16 protein-coding genes and 2 pseudogenes are annotated in these 17,335 nt (G+C 69.0%); 11 read left to right on the top strand and 7 right to left on the bottom strand.

What is annotated here, in order from left to right:
- Nucleotides 1-87: 87 nt before the first annotated feature.
- Nucleotides 88-2,679 (top strand): alpha-N-acetylglucosaminidase TIM-barrel domain-containing protein, encoded by a 2,592-nt coding sequence (locus ACFT7S_RS06850; protein ID WP_382727979.1) that lies wholly within the window; start codon nt 88-90, stop codon nt 2,677-2,679.
- Nucleotides 2,680-2,742: 63 nt separating this feature from the next.
- Here ACFT7S_RS06850 and ACFT7S_RS06845 read toward each other — a convergent pair whose 3' ends face one another.
- The 3 genes from ACFT7S_RS06845 to ACFT7S_RS06835 are packed head-to-tail and all read right to left on the bottom strand — an operon-like array spanning nt 2,743 to nt 4,633.
- On the bottom strand, nt 2,743-3,423 hold the full coding sequence (locus ACFT7S_RS06845; RefSeq protein ID WP_382727976.1) for an NUDIX domain-containing protein: 681 nt from the start codon (nt 3,421-3,423) through the stop codon (nt 2,743-2,745).
- Complete coding sequence (locus tag ACFT7S_RS06840; RefSeq protein WP_382727973.1) at nt 3,420-3,809, bottom strand: DUF4406 domain-containing protein; 390 nt, start codon at nt 3,807-3,809, stop codon at nt 3,420-3,422. Before ACFT7S_RS06840 ends, ACFT7S_RS06845 begins: the two co-directional genes overlap by 4 nt.
- A 38-nt stretch (nt 3,810-3,847) precedes the next feature.
- A complete protein-coding gene (locus ACFT7S_RS06835) occupies nt 3,848-4,633 on the bottom strand; it encodes a DeoR/GlpR family DNA-binding transcription regulator (protein WP_382727971.1) in 786 nt (261 codons plus the stop codon).
- A gap of 125 nt (nt 4,634-4,758) precedes the next feature.
- Here ACFT7S_RS06835 and ACFT7S_RS06830 point away from each other — a divergent pair, with 125 nt between their 5' ends.
- The 4 genes and pseudogenes from ACFT7S_RS06830 to tpg form a co-directional block, all read left to right on the top strand.
- Nucleotides 4,759-4,986 (top strand): helix-turn-helix domain-containing protein, encoded by a 228-nt coding sequence (locus ACFT7S_RS06830; protein ID WP_382727968.1) that lies wholly within the window; start codon nt 4,759-4,761, stop codon nt 4,984-4,986.
- A 275-nt stretch (nt 4,987-5,261) separates the two neighbouring features.
- Nucleotides 5,262-5,450, top strand: a complete 189-nt coding sequence (locus ACFT7S_RS06825; protein ID WP_382727966.1) for a hypothetical protein — start codon at nt 5,262-5,264, stop codon at nt 5,448-5,450.
- Between the two features lie 26 nt (nt 5,451-5,476).
- The gene (locus tag ACFT7S_RS06820) at nt 5,477-5,713 is read left to right on the top strand and encodes a hypothetical protein (RefSeq protein WP_382727964.1); all 237 of its coding nucleotides are present in this window, start codon (nt 5,477-5,479) and stop codon (nt 5,711-5,713) included.
- Between the two features lie 96 nt (nt 5,714-5,809).
- Nucleotides 5,810-6,157: pseudogene (tpg, locus tag ACFT7S_RS06815) on the top strand (telomere-protecting terminal protein Tpg); the annotation flags it as partial.
- A 158-nt stretch (nt 6,158-6,315) separates the two neighbouring features.
- Here tpg and ACFT7S_RS06810 read toward each other — a convergent pair.
- Entirely contained in the window at nt 6,316-7,116 is an 801-nt protein-coding gene (locus tag ACFT7S_RS06810; protein WP_382728532.1) for an AraC family transcriptional regulator, read from the bottom strand.
- Between the two features lie 52 nt (nt 7,117-7,168).
- Here ACFT7S_RS06810 and ACFT7S_RS06805 point away from each other — a divergent pair, with 52 nt between their 5' ends.
- A complete protein-coding gene (locus tag ACFT7S_RS06805) occupies nt 7,169-7,648 on the top strand; it encodes a DUF2000 family protein (protein ID WP_382727961.1) in 480 nt (159 codons plus the stop codon).
- Between the two features lie 525 nt (nt 7,649-8,173).
- Here the strand turns inward: ACFT7S_RS06805 and rox are convergent.
- The 3 genes and pseudogenes from rox to ACFT7S_RS06790 all read right to left on the bottom strand — a co-directional run bounded on the left by rox (nt 8,174) and on the right by ACFT7S_RS06790 (nt 11,582).
- Entirely contained in the window at nt 8,174-9,604 is a 1,431-nt protein-coding gene (gene rox, locus ACFT7S_RS06800) for a rifampin monooxygenase (protein WP_382727958.1), read from the bottom strand.
- 842 nt (nt 9,605-10,446) lie between these two features.
- Nucleotides 10,447-10,639, bottom strand: a pseudogene (locus ACFT7S_RS06795) (e9imm peptide); the annotation flags it as partial.
- Between the two features lie 49 nt (nt 10,640-10,688).
- A complete protein-coding gene (locus ACFT7S_RS06790) occupies nt 10,689-11,582 on the bottom strand; it encodes an endonuclease/exonuclease/phosphatase family protein (RefSeq protein ID WP_382727955.1) in 894 nt (297 codons plus the stop codon).
- A 620-nt stretch (nt 11,583-12,202) separates the two neighbouring features.
- Between ACFT7S_RS06790 and ACFT7S_RS06785 the strand changes: the two genes are divergently transcribed.
- The 5 genes from ACFT7S_RS06785 to ACFT7S_RS06765 all read left to right on the top strand — a co-directional run bounded on the left by ACFT7S_RS06785 (nt 12,203) and on the right by ACFT7S_RS06765 (nt 17,256).
- Entirely contained in the window at nt 12,203-13,381 is a 1,179-nt protein-coding gene (locus ACFT7S_RS06785) for a hypothetical protein (RefSeq protein ID WP_382727952.1), read from the top strand.
- A 79-nt stretch (nt 13,382-13,460) separates the two neighbouring features.
- The gene (locus ACFT7S_RS06780) at nt 13,461-14,750 is read left to right on the top strand and encodes a nucleotidyl transferase AbiEii/AbiGii toxin family protein (protein WP_382727949.1); all 1,290 of its coding nucleotides are present in this window, start codon (nt 13,461-13,463) and stop codon (nt 14,748-14,750) included.
- A 114-nt stretch (nt 14,751-14,864) separates the two neighbouring features.
- Nucleotides 14,865-15,698, top strand: a complete 834-nt coding sequence (locus tag ACFT7S_RS06775) for a PP2C family protein-serine/threonine phosphatase (protein ID WP_382727946.1) — start codon at nt 14,865-14,867, stop codon at nt 15,696-15,698.
- A 79-nt stretch (nt 15,699-15,777) separates the two neighbouring features.
- Nucleotides 15,778-16,773: an MASE1 domain-containing protein gene (locus tag ACFT7S_RS06770; RefSeq protein ID WP_382727943.1), complete on the top strand. Its 996-nt coding sequence runs from the start codon at nt 15,778-15,780 to the stop codon at nt 16,771-16,773.
- Between the two features lie 282 nt (nt 16,774-17,055).
- Complete coding sequence (locus tag ACFT7S_RS06765) at nt 17,056-17,256, top strand: antitoxin (RefSeq protein WP_382727940.1); 201 nt, start codon at nt 17,056-17,058, stop codon at nt 17,254-17,256.
- The last annotated feature ends 79 nt before the right edge of the window (nt 17,257-17,335 follow it).

Raw genomic sequence — 17,335 nt, 5'->3', positions numbered from 1 at the left:
TACTAAATCCGTACGCAGCTCCACTCCCCCGCACGCTCCTCCCCAATTTCCGTACGTCTCCACACACTTCACCGGACGAGGTCCCCCTTGAGAAGCCTCAGATCCTTGGCCGCGGCCTGCACAGCCACCGCTCTCGCTGTGCTCGCCACGGTCCTCAGCACTCCGTCCGCACCCGCGGCGGCCCCGCCCCCCGGCAGGCAGGCATTCGCCGTCGGTCCTGCCGAGGCGGCGCTGGGCCGGCTACTTCCACAGCACGTCTCCCAGATCGACCTCGTGCCGGTGAGCCGCCCGGACAGCGGTGACTACTTCACCGTCTCCGGCACGGCCGGGCGCGTACGTGTGCAGGGCACCAGCCCGGCCGTGCTGCTCAGCGGCGTCAACTGGTACCTCAAGCACACGGCAAAGGTGGACATCGGCTGGCCGGGCAACAGTGCGTCGAAGCTGCCGTCCCGGCTCCCCGCGCCGGCGGGCACGGTCCGCAAGGACGCCTCGGTGCCGCACCGGTTCGCCCTCAACGACACCGACGACGGCTACTCCGGCGCGTACCGGAAGTGGGCCTCGTTCGAGAAGCAGATCGATCTCCTCGCACTGCACGGCGTCAACGAGGTCTTCGTGCAGATGGGCGCGGACGCCGTCTACTACGACACGTTCCAGGAGTTCGGCTACACGAAGTCGCAGCTCAGGTCCTGGATTCCCGGCCCCGCGCACCAGCCGTGGTGGCTGATGCAGAACATGTCAGGCTTCGGCGGGCCGGTCACGGACCAACTGCTCGAACAGCGTGCGGCACTGGGCCGTAAGATCGCCGACCGGTTGCGCCTACTGGGAATGACGCCGGTCCTGCCCGGCTACTACGGCACGGTCCCGCCCGGATTCACGGACAGGAACCCCACGGGCCCCGTCGTTCCCCAGGGTGGCTGGGTCGGCTTCGAGCGGCCCGACTGGCTGGACCCGCGCAGTGCGATGTATCCGAAGGTGGCCGCGTCGTTCTACCGCCACCAGGCGGAGCGGTTCCGCAACTCCTCCATGTACAAGATGGATCTGCTCCATGAGGGCGGCAGGCCGGGAGACGTGCCCATCGGCGACGCCGCCAAGGCGGTCATGAGCGCACTGCAGACCGCTCACCCGGGTGCCACCTGGGTCCTGCTCGGCTGGCAGAGCAACCCCTCCACACAGATCATCGACGCGGTCGACAAGAGTAAACTGTTCATCGTCGACGGCCTGGCCGACCGCTACGACGGGCTGGACCGCGAAACCGCCTGGCACGGCGCTGCCTACGCGTTCGGGACCATTCCCAACTTCGGCGGTCACACCACAATGGGTGCCAACACCGCTGTCTGGGCAACGCGGTTCGAGGAGTGGCGCACCAAGCCGGACAGTGCGCTCCGAGGCATCGCATACCTGCCGGAAGGCACCGACGGCAACCCGGTGGCGTACGAACTGTTCACCGAACTCGCCTGGCGTACAGGCACCTTGGACCACCAGGCCTGGTTCGCCGACTATGCCGAGCGACGGTACGGCGGCGCAGACCCGCACGCCGCCAAGGCCTGGGAACTATTGCGGACCGGCCCCTACAGCACCAGGTCGGGCAGCTGGAGCGAGTCCCAGGACAGCCTGTTCACCGCCCGTCCCCGGCTGACGGCCACCACGGCGGCCAGCTGGAGTCCCGCGTCCATGCGCTACGACGCGTGGACCGTGCAGAAAGCGCTGGACGAACTGCTCCAAGTCGCTCCGGAACTGCGGGATACGGACGCCTACCGTTTCGATCTGGTGGACGTGGCCCGCCAGGCGCTGGCCAACCGGAGCCGGACGCTGCTGCCGCAGATCAAGGCAGCGTACGAGGCGAAGAACCTCGCCCTGTTCCGGCAGCACGCGACGGAGTGGGAGCAGGATCTCGCCCTCCTCGACCGGCTGCTCGCCACCGACAGCCGGTTCATGCTGGGGCCTTGGCTCAGGGACGCCACGTCCTGGGGCAACACCGACGCTGAGCGGGCGGCGGCCGAGTTCGACGCACGCTCGATCCTCACCACCTGGGGGCACCGTTCCGGCAGCGAGTCCGGCGGGCTGCGTGACTACGCGAACCGCGAATGGTCCGGTCTGCTCTCCGGCTTCTACGCCAAGCGCTGGACGGCGTATCTGGGCTCTCTCGAAACGGCGCTGGTGACGGGGCAGGCTCCGGCCACGATCGACTGGTTCGCGAGGGACAACGCCTGGAACCTGGAGCGCACGGTCTATCCGGTGAAGCCCACGGGCGACCCGGTCGCGCTCGCCGGCACCGTACGCGCGTCGCTTCCCGCGCCGGCCGTGGCGGGTCCGGTCACGGGCATGGACGGCCAGTGTGTGGGCGTCTCCGGTGGCGGTTCGGCCGACGGGTCGGCCCTTCGGATGTCCACCTGCGACGGCACGCCCGCGCAGACCTGGACCGTGCCCGGAGACGGCACGGTGACGGCGTACGGAAAGTGCATGGACGTCCGCAACGGCTCCACCGCCGACGGCACGGTCGTCCAGCTCTACCAGTGCAACGGGACCCCGGCCCAGTCGTGGACGCACCGGGCCGACCGTACTCTGCAGAACGTCAAGTCCGGGTTGTGCCTGCACGCGGAGGGCGGCGGCGCGGAGCTGCTGATCCGTGCGTGCACGGCAGGTGACGCACAGCGGTGGAAGCTGCCCGGCCAGGAGTGACCGACACGGATTCCGGTGGCCGTCGCCCGCTGCGGGCGGCGGCCGTCGTCCGTGCCGCGCCGCTCACTCGGGGGCGTTCCCGGATTGCCGTCCGGGCCCGAACGGGCCGTCCAGAGCGGCCCATTGGAGCAGCATGATGGTCTTGGCGTCGGCGATCTCCCCCTCGCGGATCATCGCCAGTGCGCGGGGGAAGGGCAGTTCCACGGTGACGATGTCCTCGCCCTCGGCGGCCACACCTCCGCCGCCGGTGGTGGTCGCCGAGGTGTAGGGGGCGGCGAAGAAGTGCACGCGTTCGGTGACCGAGCCCGGACTCATAAAGACGTCGAAGATGTGCTCGGCCGCGCCCAGGGCGTATCCGGTCTCCTCGGCCGCTTCCCTGCGGATGGCTTCCTCGGGGCTGTCGCCGTCCAGCAGTCCGGCGGCCGTTTCGATGAGCATCCCGTCCGGGTGGCCGTTGACGTAGGCCGGGAGGCGGAACTGCCGTGTCAGGAGCACGGTGCGGCGCTCGGGGTCGTACAGGAGGATGGTGGCGCCGTCGCCCCGGTCGTACGTCTCGCGTTGCTCGCGGCTCCAGTGCCCGTCGCGGTGCTGGTAGTCGAAGGTCGTTCTGCGCAGCACGTACCAGTCGCAGGAAAGGACCTCCACCTCGCGGACCCGCACGCGCGGGTTGCCGGTCAGGCCGAGGCCGTGGCGGTCCAGGCCGGTACGGCCGCGGCGGTCGGGGGTGTCGATGCCGGCGGTCAACGGACGGCCGGGACGTCGGCAGGACTGTTGTAGACGCGCTTGCCCTCCGCGCGGGCCTGAGCCACCATCCTGTCGGCGCCCTCGGAGGCCCCCGGGATGCGCAGCACGGCGTCGCAGCGTGAGAGCAGTTGCTCGGCTATCGGGTGGAAGATCTCGTCGAAGAGGGCGTCGCCCGGTCGTTGGCTTCCCGCAGCCTCCAGGAGCGGAAGGGCCAGTGCCTCACCGGTGATACCGAGATGGCCGGCACGGAAGAGTGCCAGTGCGGCACGGGTCATGGCCCGTACGTTCGCGTCGAGCGCGGCCGGATCGTCTCCGGTGCCGGATCGGTAGGGGCCTGCGACGAGGATCATCTGCGGGCCGGGGGCGGGGATGGGGGCAGCGTTCATCGGTCACCTCGGTGGCGGTGGGTGGAATTCAGGCAGGTTCAGGCGAGTACGACGGGAACGCCCGCTTCACGCAGGGCCTTCAGCGTGTGCGGACCGTTCGGATGGGTTTCGGGGTCCTCGGCAGCGGCATCGGTGACGAGGCTGTCCACGGCCCCGAGGGGTGCGACCTGGCTGAACGCCCGGACACCGAGTTTGGTGGCATCGGCCACCGCGACAGTACGGGCCGCCTGGGCGAGACCGGCCTGCTTGACGGCCGCGTCGTCCAGGGAGAACTCCGACCAGCCGTGCTCGGCATGGACACCCCCGATGGACATGACGAAGCAGTCGAAGGCCAGCGATTCCAGCGTGCGGAGGGCGAGGGGACCGACCAGGGAGCGCTCCCCCGCGCGGGAGCGTCCGCCGACGACGATCAGATCGATCCCGGGGCGGTCGGCAAGGCGCACTGCCGCCTGAAGGCTGAGCACCGCCACCGTCAGGGGCGCGCGGGCGGCGAGGTGTTCCGCGACATGGACGGTGGTGGTGCCCGCATCGAGCAGTACGCGGGAGCCCGGTTCCACCATCGCGGCCACACCCGCGCCCAGACGGTCCTTCGTCGCCGCCTGCCAGGGTTCGCGTGCCGAGAAGCCCGCGTCCTCGGCGCGCGTCCGGGTAGCGACGGCTCCGCCGTGCACTCTGCGGACCAGGTCCTTGCGTTCCAGCGCGTCGAGGTCTCGGCGCACGGTCATCTCGGAGACGCCCAGGCGTTGGGCGAGCTCCGCGACGGAGACCCGGTCGGAGCCCTGCACCAGCCGCAAGGTCAGGTCGAGACGATCAGCAACACTCATGAGTCATTTCTACCATGTAGATGTTCGAACGCACATGAATATGTGTGATCACCGACCCCATCAGTGGATTCCCCCCTCCCCTCACTCGTGAGTTTCGGCGAGGGTGGGGGCGGAGGTGGCCCCTAGTGCGCAACGAGCAGGACGAGCTCTTCGCGTCGGTGGACGCGCTACTGGAGCAGGCGGCAGCACAGAACGATTTGCCGGACCCGGCCGAGCGCAAACGTCTGCGCGAAGCCGGTGGGCTGAGCCAGGATCAGGTCGCGCGGGCGCTGTCGGTGCGGCGCGAGACCATTACCGGCTGGGAGTCGGGGCGCACCGAGCCACGACCGCCGAAGCCCGGCACCCGGAGGTGAAGCCTGGCGACGGCGCCGCTTCGGGGCCCGGGACAGTTACGGGTCAGGTGGTGCCACAGCCCCAGGAAACAGGGCTCCAGCAACCCGTCGGCCCCGCGCCGCCCCGCCGCGAGGCAACAGCCTCCTGACCCCGTGGCCCAGGCCCCCGCTGCCCCGCTCGATCCACGCTTCGCCCACGGCCCTTCGCCGTACTGGACGGCGACGGGACGGCGTACTGCATCGGCGGGCCCTGGACCCGCGTGTACCGGCCCGCACAGGCGGGACGGCGTCAGTGTGTGCAGTTCGCGATCCTGCCGTGGGGCGCACTCGACGCACGCTCCTGGGGCAATGCCGCCGAGCTGGGTGCGGCCGAACTCGCCTCCGTACTGGGTACATACGCGATGCGTGTCCTCACCCCCCGTGGCTCGACGGCCGTGCAGACGGCTCTCGCCACGCAACGCAACCCGCGCCCTCGGGTCATCTGAACCTCGAAGCCGAGGCGTTGATCCCCGTGGCCCTGCTCTCCGACTGCGCCGACTACCTCGCCGACGGGCCCGGCCCGCTGGACTTCCTGCCGCACACACCGGAAGGAAAGCCGGCTCCCGGCTCCTTCCGGCTCGGCGTCAGCCCCGGCATGGTCAAGCACGAAGGCACCCAGGATCTTCTGTGGGCGGTACGAATGCTTGACGAGGGCCACAACCCGGCCCGGCACATCAAGGGCACGGACGCGGCCGAGGGCGGCGAGTGATGACCCGGACCACGCACCTTCTGCTCCCGTTCATCCCGCCAGGAGCATCGCGCCACCTCGGCGAAGGCGTCTGCCACCGCCCGCGAAAGGACTTAGATGGGCATCCTCGGAGACAGCCTGGAGAAGGCGTCCGCGAACACCGCCACCCGCCCGCTCCCCAAGTCCGCCCCGGCCCAGATGCGTTTCCTGGTCAAGCAGCACGCCGGCTCCACCAGGACCGTGGCCCAGCTCCTGGGGGTCTCGCAACGCACAGTGGAGCGCTACCTCAAGGCCCAGCTGAAACGACCGCGTACCGAACTGGCGGCCCGCCTCACCGACGAGGTGCGCAAGCGGTGGCAACCACGGGTACGGGGCCGGGCGAAGAAGCAGGCCGCGAACACCGGCGGCATCGTGATCGAGACCCGCGCCCGGTTCGGATTCACCGCCGCCCCGGGAACGACGGACGCGTAGGCCGGCGGCAGGTGCTGGGTGATGAGTCTGATGCGGCCGTCACAAAGGCAGGCTTGTTGTCACCAGGTCCTCTGCGCGTGGTGGCTATGTAAGCCGTTGGTTTGCTTCTCTGCTAGGAAGCAGGTGCGGTGGCAAGCGCGGGCTGCTCATGCTCAGTTGACGGCCCGGGTACGGGCGTACCGGCCCGGGGTGATGCCCACGATCCGCTTGAAGTGCCGGGTGAGGTGGGACTGGTCGTAGAAGCCGGCGGCGGTCGCTACCTTGCCGGGCGGCTGTCCGTCGAGTAGCAGACGGCGGGCCAGGTCGACGCGGCGGGACATCATGTACTGGTGCGGGGCGATGCCGAAGGCGCCGCTGAAGGCGCGTACGAGATGCGTGGGGTGGGCGTGGACCAGGCGCGCGGCCTCTTCCAGGGCGATTCCTTCAAGCAGTCGCTCGTCGAGAAGGTCACGCAGGCTCTGGGCGATGCCGCGGTCGGGCCCCGCGCTGCCGAAGGCCAGCCTGGGACGCAGATGCTCGCGCAGTCGCTCCCCGATGAAGGCCAGACGGCTCTCCGCCTCGAACTCGTCTCCCCGGTTCGCGAGGGCTTTGTGCAGCTGTCCGACGCGTCTGCGCAGGACGGGATCGGTGAGGTCCGGGCCGTCCACCGCCGGCCCGATGAAGGTCTCGTCCAGCTGCGTCATGTCGAGGTAGAGCACCCGCTTGCGAAAGCCGTGAGGGGTGGCAGGTGAGCCGTTGTGCGGGACCTGCGGCGGGAGCAGGCTCACGGTGCCACTCGGAGTGCCGCGCTCGTAGCGGTCCAGATCGTAGCGGACCGCACCGTCGTCGACGATCAGCAAGGTCCAGGTGTCGTGGACATGCATGGGGTACGCGTGCTCGGTGAAGTGTGCGTGGAAGACCTCCACAACACCCGCGACCTGCGGGCGCCAAGCGGAGATCTCCTGCCGGGGCATCACGCAAAGAACGTACAAGACGGAGAAGGCGCGCACCCTGGAGTCTCGAAGCATGAGAACTGACGATGAGACCGAGGCTGGGACCGGGGTTGAGACCGGTGCAGGGGATGAGAATGTGCCTGTCCGCTTCGACACTAAGATCGCCGTCCTGCTGCGCGAGGATCTTGAGTCCTGGCAGCGGCTGAATGTGACCGCCTTCCTGGTCAGCGGGCTCGGCACGGCGTCACCCGAGGTGATCGGTGAGCCGTACACGGACGCCGACGACACCGCGTATCTGCCGATGCTCCGCCAGCCCGTGCTGGTCTTCGAGGGGACGAAGGAGATCCTGACCGCCGCGCACCGTCGTGCGCTGACCCGCTCGCTGCCGAGGGCCGTGTTCACGTCAGATCTGTTCAGCACGGGCAACGACCGGGACAACCGGGCGGCTGTACGGGCCGTGGGCAAGGATCAGCTCGATCTGGTTGGGATGGCCATCTATGGGCCGCGCAACGCGGTGGACAAGGTCCTCAAGGGCGCGCGAATGCACCCCTGAGTGTCTTCACATCTCGCCGATCCCGATCATCGGCACTCGGGCGGCTAAGCGCCTTCCAAGGCGATAAACGCCCCGCAGAAGACGACACGGCCAGCATGGGACCACCGTTCGACGCACTCGCGGGTCAGAGCTCTGCTGGCGGCTGTGGAGGGTGACAACAAGCTTGCAAACTGGGCGTCGGTGGCAACAAGACCGCCTCGTTGGTGACAGCTGTCGTGCTTCGTGCGGCGGGCAGCCCCAGGTCGGCTGGCGGCGACGGTGACAACTATCGTGCTTCGGCTCAGATGAGCCGAAGCACGATAGTTGTCACAAGGGCAGGCTTGGCGACCCCCGTGCAGGCCACGAATGCTGTTGCCGCGGCGTTGAGGAAGAGCACGAACGTCGAGGACTTGCCTGCCGTGCCGATGCGACCGATCCGGAGGCTCTTCCCCCACCTCTTCAAGGATCGTGGGGGGATGCGACACCGATCCGCGCCGGGCTCGGCCGCAGATGGGCGTCCCACCCTTTCGAGCCGCAGCTGCGCGCTCAGCTGACGGCAGCGCCGAACCACTTGGGCAGCCGGCTGAGCAGATCCTGCTGATCGTCACCGACCCACGCCACGTGGCCGTCCGGTCGCAGCAGTACTGCGGGCACGTCCAGTTCCTCGCTGACGTCGACGACGTGGTCGACCCGATCTGCCCAGCCCTCCACCGAGAGCCGGCCGGTCCGATCGAGTAGCAGGCCGCGTCCGCCGTGCATCAGCTCGTAGAGACGCCCCTGCTTCAGCCCCACGTCCCGCATCCGCCGGCCGAGCAGTTCATGGCCCTCACCGAAGTCGTAGCGGACCCCGACCGCGGTGATCATCTCGGTGACGTACCGATTCACCTCCTCGAAGTCCATCAGCGTCGAGAACAGCTCCCGCAGCGCGGTCGCACCCGGATCGGTCCCCAGCAGCGTGATCTGCGCGCGGGTGTTGTCCAGCACACGAGCGCCCACTGGGTGCCGTTCGGCGTGGTAGCTGTCCAGCAGCCCTTCCGGTGCCCAGCCGGTGACCGCGGCGGCGAGCTTCCAGCCGAGGTTGAACGCGTCCTGCACGCCGAGGTTGAGCCCCTGCCCGCCGGTCGGCGGGTGGATGTGCGCCGCGTCGCCGGCCAGCAGCACCCGGCCGACCCGGTAGCGCTCGGCCTGCCGGGTGGCGTCGCCGAACCGGGACAGCCAGCGCGGCGAGTGCACGCCGAAGTCGGTGCCCGCGAACGCCCGCAGCTGCTGCTTGAACTCATCGAGGGTGGGCGCAGTCACACGGTCCTCGGCCACCCCGTCGGCGGGCACGACAACGCGGCACACCCCGTCCTCGTTGGGTGGGGTGACGCCGAACCGCAGGTGGGTCTTGTGGACTTCCGCGACGGCAGCGGCAATCGTCGCCTGATCGTCGGTCACCTCCATTTCGCCAAGCAGCGTCTCGACCTTGGCGGGCTCGCCGGGGAAGCCGACGCCGAGCAGCTTGCGCACCGCACTGCGGCCGCCGTCACACCCGACGAGGTAGCGCGAGCGCAGTTGCGTGCCGTCCGCCAGCCCGACGGTCACCCCGTCCTCGTCCTGACTCAGCCCGACCACTTCGCAGCCGCGCCGGATCTCGGTGCCGAGTTCGAGGGCCCGCTCGTTGAGCAGCCGCTCGGTGACCGGCTGCGGAGTGGCGAGGCCGTACGGGTGAGCCGTGTCCAGCCGGTCGGGCCACGGCTTGGCGATGCCACCGAAGAGACCGCCGACCTGGAACTTCTCACTGACCGCGAGGAACCGGTCCAGCAGGCCACGCTGGTCCATCATCTCGACGCTGCGCGCGTGCAGGCCTTGCCCGCGGGACTGCTCGGTCGGCTCGGTCAACTTCTCCAGCACGACCACGTGCACGCCATGCAGCCGCAATTCGCCGGCCAGCATCAAGCCGGTCGGTCCGCCGCCGACCACGATCACGTCAATCATCAAAACGCCCATTCAACGAGATTGGATTTCGGCCAGCCGCTCCGCGCGGTCCGGCGGCACGCACACCCGCACACCCGCACCTCCGCGCCGAGTCCGCGCAACCACACCGCGAGCCCAACCGGCGGTTCGACGTTCCCGCGCACCTCATGCGTCGACAACAGCAGATGCCCTTCGCGAGTCTGTCATTTCCGCAGGTCCTGGCCTTCGCCGATCATTCTGCGGCACGACCCGGGCCTTGCCGCAAGCCCCCTGGTGCGCTATAAGTTGAGAGTGGTAATGAGTGGGTATTCTCCTTGCCCTTTGTCGTCCACTGTGGACGACAACCTCCTCCCAAGCGGCGACACACCACGTACGGCGATGCCGGAGCTCCAGGGCAGGGTCAGGCCGACGGTGACGGCACGAAGGTCCGCGGATGGAGGCGGCAAAGATGCCGCCGACTTCAGATCCGCTCAGTTCGGCTTTCTGGATCCAGCCCCGGACCATGTCGACTCTTCCGGATCATGCCGGGCGCGCGGCGCCGATCCCGCCCGCACCCCGAGGGCGGATCAGGGTGAGCTCCGGGGCGGCTCAGGGTGATCGCCGACGATCAACTGGCAGTGCGGGGGCTACGGTTGCGCCTGACGCAGTCACATTGAGGTCAGCCGACTGAGCACCGGATCGAAGCCCTCAGCCGTCGGCATCTCCCGTTGAGTACGCGGTTGGCAGCAGGATCTTCCCAACTCCAGGTTGACTGGGCGGCTGCCGTGGGACGCGCCGATTGCGCCTCACACTGGTTCGTCCCCGAGGGCAGCCCCTGTCGGCATGCCCCGCCAGGGCTCTGACCCAGAGCTGCACCACAAGCACAAAGCGATCGGTCGATACGCCACGGCCTGACCGACTACCTCATCAGCCGAAAGCTCCCGCCCCGGCGGCCAGAAGATCAAGTTTCTGAGGTGACCAGACGGACATGTCAGGGCTCTGCCGAGCCTGTCCAGCCGGCTGTCCACCTCCTCGTCGGAGGCGGTAGTCCGCATCCGTGATCCGCTGCACGAGCACGACCGCCTACGCCAACCGTCACATCGCGGGCCGACACAGCGCCCTGCGGTCAGGAAGCAAGTTTGATGCCGGCGGCGACCGGGAGGTGGTCGCTGCCTGTGGCGGGCAGGGTCCGGGTGTCAGTGACGGTCGCCGACCGGGTCATGATGTGGTCGATCCGGGAAACGGGGAAGGCCGCGGGCCAGCTAAAGGCGAAGTCCCGTGCCTGCGCGTCCATTTGCGAGGTGACCGGGGCCAGCCCGCGATCGTCCGCTGTGCTGTTGAAGTCACCGAGCAGAATCACCTTGTCCAGCTTCTCGGCGGCGATGGCCGTCCCCAGCAGGTCGGCGCTTTCGTCCCGCCAACCTGAATCGAAGCCGCTCAGCCGGACACGGACCGAGGGCAGATGGGCGACGTAGACAGCTATCTCGCCCCACGGCGTACGCGCACTGGACCGCAACCCGCGGCTCCAGCCCTCCTCGATCGCCTTGGGCTTGATGTCCAACAACTGCACGTCTACCAGCTGGTATTTCGACCAGAGGCCGACTGTGCCTTCGACTGCGTGGTAGGGGTACTCAGCTGCCAAGGCCGTCTCGTAGAGCGGCAGCGCGGAAGGTGTCAGCTCTTCCAGAGCGATGAACTCCGGCGCGGCCTTGAGCAGAGCTTCTGCAGTGCCGACGGGAGTGGTGTTCTCGTCACTGACGTTGTGCTGGAGCGCCGTGATGTCGTGTGTGCCCCGGTCTCCGGGGAGGAGCAACCCGCCGAAGAGGTTCGCCCAGACGACTGCGGGGAGCAGCAGGGACACCAGCGCGGTGGCCGAGCGGCGCAGCAGGGCCAGGACGAGCAGCACCGGGACGGCCAGGCCGAGCCAGGGCAGAAATGCCTCCAGCAAGCTGCCCAGGTGGCCGACGACGTTGGGCACGGAGGCGTGGAAAGCCATCAGGCCGGAGGCCAGCATGGCCATCGACGCAAGAACACGCCCACGCGCCCAGGATGACCGGCCCTTGGCATCCTTGTCCCACCGCCACCGCCACCGGCCGATGTGACCCAGCCACCGCCAGGGTGCCGCAGTCGTCGATTCCGACGCCACCCTGCTGTTCGCCCGCGCCACTGTCCCACCCACCTGCCTCGGACCCGTCCTCGGCCTGGAGCCATGAGCACGACGTGCCTCATACGACGCGTGGCTCGGTGATCAGGTTCCGGACCCGGGAACATCGTGCTAACCCAAGTGACCCGCCGGTCAAGCGTGTGGTCCAGACCGTCGGTCTGGGAAGGCGGCGGGCACGGCGAGGTCGAGGTCCTTGCCTGCTGTTGCCGGCACTGCCTCGAGGTCGCGGACTGACCCGCCTGTCGCCGGACAAGCCCGAGGCCGACGCCGAGTTGTGGCTTCCGGTGGAGCGGGAACAGGGCTGAGCAGAACGCCAGTTGGCAGGTGTCGAACCCGCCGGGCGCTCCAGTGGGCCGAACAGGCAGGCTGGAGCGCCCGGATACAGGATCACGGCATGGTGCGGGAGCCGAGGCTGTGGTTGTCTCAGGTTCGGGTTCGATCAGACATGGGGGTGTCATATGGATGAGGCCGGGAGTATGGCCTTAACAGCCGTACAGATTCTGACCGATCTGGCGACCGGAGCAGCTACCGCACTGGGGGCCGAGGCGGGCGAGGCGCTGGCCGACCTCGTGCGGGCGCGGCTCGGTACGTCCGACCGCGGTCGCGCCGCACTCGCCGGGCTGGGCAGCGATCCGGCGGACCCTTCGGCGACGCAGGGGCTGCAGGAGGCGATCCGGGAGGCGCTGGTGGCCGATCCCGACTTCCGGCACCACATGACAGCCGTGCTCGCCGGTCCGCCTCCGGCGATCGCGCCGGCGTATACCGTCAGCCCCTCGTACGCCAACAGCATCGTCATCGGCAGCGGCAGCAAGGTGCGGCGCAGCCAGATCTCGCTGGGTCCGCTGACGGTCAACAACACGCGCAGCGCACGAGGCGCCCTGGTCGGAATCGTCGCCGTCCTGCTCGCACTGCTGGCACTCGGCGGCTACGGCGCAGTCCAGTTGTTCACCGACGACGACTCCCCCGGCCGGTCCGGCGAAACGTCCGGGCGGAACCCCGGCGACGCGGCCTCCTCAGGCGACACGGTCTCCCCTGGCACGCCCGGCACGTCGGCCTCCGCCACACCCGACGGCTCGGCGCCGGTGCTCCTCGGCGTGAAGCAGGCCTGGCAAATCCTGCCGGACGCGGCGAGCCTGCCGGACGGCTGGAAGCTCGCGAGCAACTCGCCCACGGAAGAACGGTGCCGCAGTACTCGTATCGGCGGGCTCGAAGAGGGGGAACGTCACTACATCTGCCGTTCGAGCTCGCAGCTCAATGTGCGGTCGGTGTACGAACCGGGGGTCGCCGTGTCGTTCACCGAGGTGCAGATCGAGGTCCTGCCGTACACGAGCATCGAAGAAGCGGCCGAGGCGTACCTCGGGGTGAAGCGGGAACAGGCCGCCTTCGAGGGCTCCGTGAGCTCGACCGAGCTGGAGAAGCCGTTCGGGGACGAGTCGGCCGCCGTCGTCTTGAGGTACACGGGTACCGATGGTGTGTTCAGGTCGCAGGCGCGCTCGGTGGTCCGTTCCGGGACCGTGGTAGCTGCTGTGAACGTGATCCACGAGAACGGCGGCGCCCCCGATATCGGCTGGCTGTCTTTCCTTACCGAGGCGATGGCCGACCGCACCCAGCAGGCGCTCGACGGTGAGGTTCCGACGGCGAGTGTCGGGCCGTAAGGCCGCACGCGACCGCATACCCGATCATGTACAGCCAGAGCCGCTTCGGCCGGTGTCGGACCACGCAGGAGCCTTAACGATGTCAACCGCCTCCCCCGGCAACAACAGCACCTGGAAGGGACTGTGGAACGGGTCCCCCGGTCTTCCCCACGTCCCGCTCGACGAAGAGACACGGCAGCGCATGGACCTGCCGGGCACACTGCTGCCTGCCCCGGAGGGCCTGAATCAGCCGGTTGTCTTCGAACCTGCGCTGCAGCACTTTTCCAATGCCTACCGGGCGGGGGAGCCACGCTTCGAGGACCCGGAGACCGGCCGGGCGTGGCAGCGGGCACGCCGCACTGTGCTGGATGTCGTGCTTGCCGCGATCGCCGAAGGCCCATGGGCACGGCATCTGGTGCTGCGCGGCAGCGTGCTCATGGCGACCTGGTTCCCGGAGACCGCGCGTGACCCCGGTGACCTCGATTTCGTCGTCGTCCCCCAGGAGTGGGCCATCACCGAGCCACGTACCGCGGAATTGTTCGTGGGCATCGCGCAGGCTGCCGCAGCGGCCGCACCGCGCAGCGACGTCGTGATCGACGCGGGCGGCGCGGTTACCGAGGACATCTGGACGTACGACCGGGTGCCGGGGCGGCGCATGCTGCTGCCCTGGACCGCGCCGGGCACCGCCGGCGGCACCGTCCAGCTCGATGTGGTGTTCAACGAGACTCTGCCGGCGCCTGCCATGCTCACGGAGCTGAGCCCGTTGGGGGCGGGCCCCGGCTGCCGGGTTCTCGCCGCCACCCCCGAGCTGTCCTTGGCCTGGAAGCTCCTGTGGCTGGTCAGTGACGCGCATCCGCAGGGCAAGGATCTCTACGACGCGGTCCTGCTGGCCGAACACTCACCTCCCTCCTACGAGCAGATACGTGACGCCTCCGTCCTCGGAGGGCACGAAGGACTGCGCCCCGCGGGCCGGTGGTGGCTGGAGAACCTGATCACGGAGGACGGCTGGGCGCACTTCGCCGCGGAGCACCCATGGGTGGAGGGCACGGCTGCGAGCTACACGGCACGGCTCGAACGCGCCCTTGCACCGCTCCTCCATGCGGCCGAGCCGCACGGGGAAGACGACTACGACCGTTGGGCCCGGTGGCTGAGACCGCTGGTGGATGCCTGCCGAGCCTCGAACGCCCCACATCCCGCCGATCCCCTGACTCACCTCGTGCAGTCCGAGATGAACGGCCTGACGGCTGCCGTCATCGTCGTACGGGAAGTCCTCGGGCGCCGTACGGTCAGCGTTGAGGAAGCTCTGGGCGTCGTCATGTCCCACGATGCTTTCGGCATCTGGCGCGGCTACACGGACGCGCAGTCCCGAGTCCTCGGGGAGCTGTCCTGACCGTGTCAGGCGGGCGCCCGTACCGCCCGGGCGCGGCAGGCCCGGGAGCTGTTGGGGTCGCAGGAGTGCCCTCGCCGAAATAGGATTCAGGCACTTACGCACAGCGGAGCGGCCATGAACCGGCGTCGGACCCCCCGCTCAGCAAGCGCCGAGGAGCTGCTCACTACGCTTCACCACCTGACGGCGCGTGCCCGGCAGGAAGTGGAACTGCATCGAGCCCGGGTGGAGCTGGCCCAGGCACTGCAGCGCGGGATGCTCCCTGCCTCGCTGCCCACGCTCCCCGGGCTTCAGACCGCTGCCCGCTACGCCCCGGCGCACCACGGGCTGGACATCGGCGGCGACTGGTACGACGGATTCGTCCTGCCCGACGGGTCGCTGGGCTTCGCCATCGGCGACGTCCAGGGCCACGATGTCGAGGCCGCCGCCTTCATGGGTCAGATCCGCATCGGCATGCGCGCCATCGCCGGCACCGAACCCGACCCGGGTGAGGTCATGGGCCGTACGAACGACCTGCTCGTGTCCGTCGGGTCGACTCTCTTCGCCACCTGCACGTTCTTCCGCCTCGACCCGTTGACCCGGGAACTCCACAGCGCGCGCGCCGGTCATGTGGCCTGCGTATGGGCCACGGCCGACGGGCGTGCGGGCGTCACCACCGACGAGGGCGGGATGCCCCTGGGAATCGCGGCGCACGAGCGGTATCCGGTGACCCGTCACACCCTCGATACGGCCGGAGCGTTCGTCCTGCTCACCGACGGAGTGGTCGAAGGCCCGTCGTTGCAGATCGATGAGGGCCTGGACCGTATCCGCCGGATCGTGAGCGCCCATGTGGGGGCCACGGCCGAAGCACTGGCCGACGAGATCCTGCAGGCGGCGGAGCTCACCGGCCACGAGGACGACGCGGCCGTCCTCGTCCTGCGACACGAGGCCGCGCCCCGTCGGCCACAGTGACGTATCGGCCACAGTGACGCAGGGGTCCGCATAGCGTGTCACGGCCGCGAGGCGTCACTGCCGGTGTCTCATGAGAGCCGTGATCCGTAGCAAGGAATCGAGACGCCGGGCCGTATCCGTACTTCAGATGCTCGGCGTCGCCGCCGCCTACTACGTGTCCGCGAAGCTCGGCCTCCTTCAGGAGGTGGTGGTGCACGGCTCCGTCGTCACTCCGCTCTGGCCACCGACGGGCATCGCTCTGGGGGCGCTCCTGTATCTGGGCACCCGGATCTGGCCGGGCATCGCACTCGGTGCGCTGCTCACCATCATCGACATCAGCGGCTCCCTCACCCTCTACGGTGCCGGGATCGCCGCGGGCAACACCCTGGCTCCCCTGTGCGCCTTTCTCACGCTGCGCCGGATCGGTTTCCGTGTCGAGCTCGACCGGCTGCGGGACGGTGTCGCGCTGGTCTTCCTGGGCGCGCTGCTGGGGATGCTCATCAGCGCGACAGTGGGTTCCGGGGTGCTGATGCTCAGCGACAAACTGCCACCGGGCCGGTTCTGGCTGGTGTGGTCGGCCTGGTGGGTGGGGGACGCGATGGGCGTCCTCGTGGTCACACCGTTCCTGCTCGTGCTGCGCAGGGCGCGGCTGCCCCGGTCGACGGACCGGTGGGCGGAAGCGGCGTTGCTGCTGGTCATCGCGGTTGCGGCGACGGTGGTGGCGACCAGGGGCTCGCTGTCCATGATCTACCTGGTGTTCCCTGTCATCGTCTGGGCGGCCCTTCGCTTCGAGCTGCCCGGCAGCGCCCCGTGCGCCCTGCTCGTATCCGTGCTCTCGGTCGTCGCCGGGAGAGAGGGCGTGGGGCCGTTCGAGGACCACACCGTGCTCCAGGTCATGGTGAACCTCGCCTTCCTCAACGGCTGTGTGGCGCTCACCGCGCTGCTTCTGGCCGCGATCGTCACCGAGCACCAGAACATACGGCGTGAGACGGAGCTGGCATGCGAGGAGCTGGCCGCGCTGGTCGAGCAGCTCGCGCCACTTCCCCCGATTCCCCGGCCGGACACCGGAACCGGCCTGCGGGACGGAGACCCCTGACCCGGATGGATGGGATGCTCGTACGGGAGCGGCCTGCTCAGTACGGGAGCGGGCGGCCGGACGGTGTACGCAGGTCGAGCGGCGGCGGTCCCGTGGGCGGCGCAGGACGACGAACAATCTGGATGCGGCCCATGGCCACCACCCCCTCCTGGTTATCCGGTATGTGCCCACGGTGGCGTCCTTCACACTTCCGCCCACGCTCGGCGAGTGCGCCCGGATGCGAACACCACGGGGTGCGGCCACCCTGGAGGGGTGGGGGTGCCGACTCTAGGAGGATCGCCCATGTCCGCGATGGACAAGATCAAGAAGATGCTCAAGGGCCATGAGGACCAGGCCTCGAAGGGCGTCGACAAGACCGGCGACATGATCGACGACCGGACGCAGGGCAAGCACCGCGGCAAGGTCGACACCGGGCAGGACAAGCTCAAGCAGCAGCTCGGCACCGACCGCGACCAGGACGAGACGCCCCCGCCCAGTACCTGAACCCGTCCTCCGCCCGTTACCCGCGCCGGATCCCGGCGGGCTTCGCGCCCGCCGGGATCCGGCGTGTTGTGTGCCCGCC

The sequence above is a fragment of the Streptomyces sp. NPDC057136 genome (assembly GCF_042670885.1).
Lineage (GTDB): Bacteria > Actinomycetota > Actinomycetes > Streptomycetales > Streptomycetaceae > Streptomyces.
Note: the sequence above shows the minus strand (reverse complement) of the source record. Positions and strands in the feature narration are given on the sequence as shown.